At 74.8% G+C, this 2,698-nt stretch carries 4 protein-coding genes; 3 read left to right on the plus strand and 1 reads right to left on the minus strand.

The features are described 5' to 3' along the window. From cobT to ABNT58_RS12065, 3 genes are all read left to right on the plus strand, one after another. On the plus strand, positions 1-789 hold a 789-nt coding region (gene cobT / locus ABNT58_RS12055; protein ID WP_348753716.1), incomplete at its 5' end, for a nicotinate-nucleotide--dimethylbenzimidazole phosphoribosyltransferase. Positions 790-793: 4 nt separating this feature from the next. Beyond that, positions 794-1,609 carry an adenosylcobinamide-GDP ribazoletransferase gene (gene cobS / locus ABNT58_RS12060; protein WP_348753717.1) on the plus strand — a complete coding sequence of 272 codons (816 nt, stop codon included), beginning with the start codon at positions 794-796 and terminating at the stop codon, positions 1,607-1,609. After that, positions 1,606-2,316: a histidine phosphatase family protein gene (locus tag ABNT58_RS12065; protein WP_348753718.1), complete on the plus strand. Its 711-nt coding sequence runs from the start codon at positions 1,606-1,608 to the stop codon at positions 2,314-2,316. The genes cobS and ABNT58_RS12065 overlap by 4 nt, the downstream gene beginning before the upstream one ends. On the opposite strand, the gene ABNT58_RS12070 is transcribed toward ABNT58_RS12065, so the two are convergent. Then, positions 2,213-2,698 (minus strand): GAF domain-containing protein (locus ABNT58_RS12070; RefSeq protein ID WP_348753719.1); only part of this gene is annotated, 486 nt, incomplete at its 5' end. The two genes, ABNT58_RS12065 and ABNT58_RS12070, sit on opposite strands and share 104 nt — an antisense overlap.

A 2,698-nucleotide genomic window follows, 5' to 3' on the forward strand; every position in this document is an offset into this window, starting at 1 on the left:
ATGGTGGAGAACATGCTGGCCGGCGGCGCGGCGGTGAACGTGTTCTCGCGCCAGGCGGGGCTGGATGTGACGGTGGTGGATGCCGGCGTGGCCCACGACTTCGCGCCCCGGCCCGGGCTGCTGCTGCGCAAGGTGGCCCCCGGCACCGCCGATGCCAGCGAAGGCCCGGCGATGACAGAGGCGCAATGCGCGCAGGCGTTGGCGGCCGGCCCCGAGGTGCTGCGCAGCCTGCCCGGCAACGCGGTGCTGCTGGGCGAGATGGGCATCGGCAACACCAGCAGCGCGGCGCTGTTGCTGGCGCGGCTGGCCGGCGTGCCGATCGAGGCCGCGGTGGGCCGCGGCACTGGCCTGGACGATGCCGGCCTGGCGCGCAAACGGGCGCTGCTGGCCCAGGTGCTGCACCGGCATGCCGAGGCGCAGGCACCGCTGCAAGCGCTGGCCGCGCTGGGCGGCTTCGAGATCGCGATGCTGACCGGCGCGATGCTGCAGGCCGCGAAGGAGCGCCGGCTGGTGGTGGTCGACGGCTTCATCTGCGCCGCCGCGGCGCTGGTGGCCTGCCGGCTGCAGCCGGCCGTGCGCGACTACTGCGTGTTCGCCCACCTGGGCGGCGAAGCCGGCCATGCCGCGCTGCTGCAGGCCCTGGACGCACGCCCGCTGCTGCAGCTGGACATGCGGCTGGGCGAAGGCTCGGGCGCCGCGCTGGCCTGGCCCCTGGTGCAGGCGGCGGTGGCCATGCTGCGCGAGATGGCCAGCTTCGAGTCGGCCGGCGTGTCGGACAGCGGCGCCTAGCGCGATGGGCCTGCGCCACGAAGCGCGGCTGGTGCTGGTGGCCGTGCAGTTCCTCACCCGGCTGCCGGTGCGCATACCGCTGCAGGACGGACGCTTCGACCCCGCCTGGCTGCATGCCTGCGCCCGCCACTTTCCGTTGGTGGGCGCGGTGGTGGGTGGTTGGGGCGCGCTGGTGCTGGCCGGCGCCGCCGCGCTGTGGCCGCCGGTGGTGGCGGTGCTGCTGTCGATGGCGGCCACGGTGTGGCTGACCGGCGGCTTCCATGAAGACGGTGTGGCCGACACCTGCGACGGCCTGGGCGGCGCGGTGACGCGTGAACGGGCGCTGGAGATCATGAAGGACTCGCGCCTGGGCAGCTATGGCGCGCTGGGCCTGGGGCTGACGCTGGCCTTGAAGGCCGTCGCGCTCACCGCCTTGCTGGCCACCGCCGGCCCGGCCTTGACGGCCGCGGCGCTGGTGCTGGCCCACGGCCTGTCACGCGCCGCCACGGTGGTGATGCTGCGGCTGCTGCCCTACGGCGGCGACCTGGCACATGCCAAGGCCAAGCCGCTGGCGCAGCAGATCAGCCGCGCCGGCCTGGCGGTGGCGCTGGGCTGGGGCGCGTTGCTGGCCGCAGCCGCGGTGCTGGCCGGCTGGCCGCCGCTGCGGGTGCTGGCGGTGGTGGCCGCGATGGCGCTGGTGGTGGCGGTGTGCGCCCGCTGGCTGCGCCAGCGCCTGGGCGGCTACACCGGCGATGCACTGGGCGCCACCCAGCAATGGACCGAGCTGGCGGCTTACCTGGCGCTGGTGGCGGCGCTGCCGGGCGCGTGGGAGCTGGCATGACCGCAGGCCGCCCGGGCCCCGGTCACGCAGCAGCAGCGGGCGCCCGCCAAGGCAAGGCCGCTGCGTCGCCCGCCGAGCCTGGCGCCTCGGCCCTCTGGCTCTGGCGCCATCCGCGCCCGCAAGGCGCCGAGGGCCGCTGCATCGGCCGCACCGACCTGCGGCTGGACCCGCGCCGGGCGCGTCGGCTGGCGCGGCGCATCCGCCAGGTGGTGCGGGCGCAGGGCCTGCCGCGCACCGTCTACACCTCGCCTTTGCGGCGCTGTGCCGACGTGGGTCGCGCGCTGGCCCGGCTGGGCTTCGAGCACCGCATCGACGCGCGGCTGCTGGAACTGGACTTCGGCCGCTGGGACGGCCGCGCCTGGGCCACGCTCAATGCCGCCGACTTCGCCGGCTGGGACGCCGACTTCGAGCACCATGCGCCCGGCGGCGGCGAAACGGTGGCCGCGCTGCGCCAGCGCATGCAGGCCTTCGTGGCCGACCTGCCGCCCGGCCCGGCGCTGGTGGTGGCCCATGCCGGCTGGATCAATGCACTGCGGGTGGCCGGGCAGGGCCAGCTGCAGCCGGCCGACTGGCCGCGGCCGCCGGCCTACGGGCAGTCGCTGTTCATCCCCAATCCGTGTCGTTCCAGGCCTTGCCCTGCTGCGGCCTGCGGTACGCCACCCCCAGTGCCAGGCTCGCTTCGCGCAGCGTCAGCCCGGCCCGGCTGACCAGCTGACGCACCGTCTGCAGCTGGCGCGCCGACCAGGTGATGGGGCCGTTCACCTGCTCGCAGGTGACGACGCCGAACAGCTCGCCATTGACCGAATGGCACACGTCCAGCAGTGAATACACCTGCTGGGGCACCAGGTACTCCTGCAGAAAACCCACGCAGGCCGGGTGGCTGCGTGCGTCGTCGGCCACCACGCAGCCCTCGTCCAGCAGCAGCTGGAAGTACGCCGGGTGGTCGGCGCTGTGGATGTCGGTGGGAAGGCCGGTGCGCTGCGGCAGGCCGGCATCGACCATCGACACGCAATGCAGCGCCGGCCCGGTGTCGGTGTCGATGAAGGTCCACAGCCCGGCGCGCGAGCAACCCACCCAGCGCGTCAGCAG

This window comes from uncultured Aquincola sp. (assembly GCF_964001545.1).
Lineage (GTDB): Bacteria > Pseudomonadota > Gammaproteobacteria > Burkholderiales > Burkholderiaceae_C > Aquincola.